This window comes from Methylophaga sulfidovorans (genome assembly GCF_900114205.1).
Classification (GTDB): domain Bacteria; phylum Pseudomonadota; class Gammaproteobacteria; order Nitrosococcales; family Methylophagaceae; genus Methylophaga; species Methylophaga sulfidovorans.
Window position 1 is genome coordinate 1 of sequence record NZ_FOSH01000030.1, and the last position, 1,333, is coordinate 1,333.

Here is a 1,333-nt window from a genome sequence, read left to right on the forward strand (position 1 = left end):
CTGAGCTATCCCCACAAATAATTACTAATAATCAATGGTCTAGTTGATACGTTAGGGAACATTCATGGCATTTGGTGATCAGATCTATCGCCAAACAAATACAACCAGCCGAAAACACCATGAATGTTCATCCTATATTGAAGAAAACAATGTCACTTGTCACGCCTGATATGCATTCACGCCGAAGGTGTGCATTAACCGATGCCATTGACAGTCTATTGAACGGTGCCTCAGCTACCGTCACAGCATTGGGAAGAGGCATTGCTTCTCCAGCAAAAGAAAAACATCGCATAAAGCGAGCAGATAGATTACTTTCAAACCGTCACTTACATGCACAAACCCTGACACTGTATCAACAGTTAGCCAAGTTCACTGTCGGCAAGGCCAAACGCCCCATCCTGTTGGTTGATTGGTCTGATTTAGATGAGCATAAAGGTCACTTCCTGCTTCGGGCAACCTTGGTATCACACCGTCGGGGTTTATGTCTTTATGAGGAAGTACACGATCTAAGTACCAAAGAAAAACCTAAAACACACTGTCAATTTCTGAGTCGTCTCGCTGAGGTACTTGGTCAGCAATGCCAACCGATTATTGTGACGGACGCAGGATTTAAAACACCTTGGTTTCGAGCCGTTTTAGCAATGGGCTGGGACTTTGTTGGTCGTGCTCGACTGCCAAATTTTTATAGTGTGGATAATGAACATTGGCAATGTATTACTCAGTTATATAAGCGAGCAACACAGCGGCCAAAACTTCTGAAGGGGGCGATTGCAAGACGAAACCCGTTGCCATGTAACTTGGTTATTGTTAAGCAAAAATCAACGGGAAGAAAAGTGTTTAATCATGCTGGTTGTGAGCGTCAATCGAAACAACATCGGGTTTACAGAAAATCAGCCAATGATCCTTGGCTGTTAGCGACCTCTTTAAGTCATAGTGCATTCTTGGCGACTAAAACCACCAAAATATATCGTTATCGCATGCAAATAGAAGAAGGTTTTAGAGATATGAAAAGCCACCGATTTGGACAGGGATTTGAATACAATAAAACGACACATAAAGAGAGATTATCTGTGTTAATCCTGCTGACAACGATTGCCCACTGGATACTGATGGTGATTGGATTAGCTGCCCGGCAAACACAGCATCATCGTCAATATCAAGCTAATAGTTTGAAAACGGATTCGGTTTTATCATTACCTTTTATTGGTTTTAGAGTCATTGCTGATAAATATGCGAAATTGAAGATAAGAGAATTTATGAAGTCTGTCAGGGCACTTCATTTATCAAGTGCTTACTTGTTTGAAACGCTATAATTTTTGTGGGGATCGTACAG

At 41.6% G+C, this 1,333-nt stretch carries 1 protein-coding gene; it reads left to right on the forward strand.

Translation table 11 applies throughout. The features are described from left to right. The first annotated feature begins 74 nt into the window (after positions 1–74). The gene (locus BM232_RS14715) at positions 75–1,313 is read left to right on the forward strand and encodes an IS4 family transposase (protein ID WP_218153354.1); all 1,239 of its coding nucleotides are present in this window, start codon (positions 75–77) and stop codon (positions 1,311–1,313) included. The last annotated feature ends 20 nt before the right edge of the window (positions 1,314–1,333 follow it).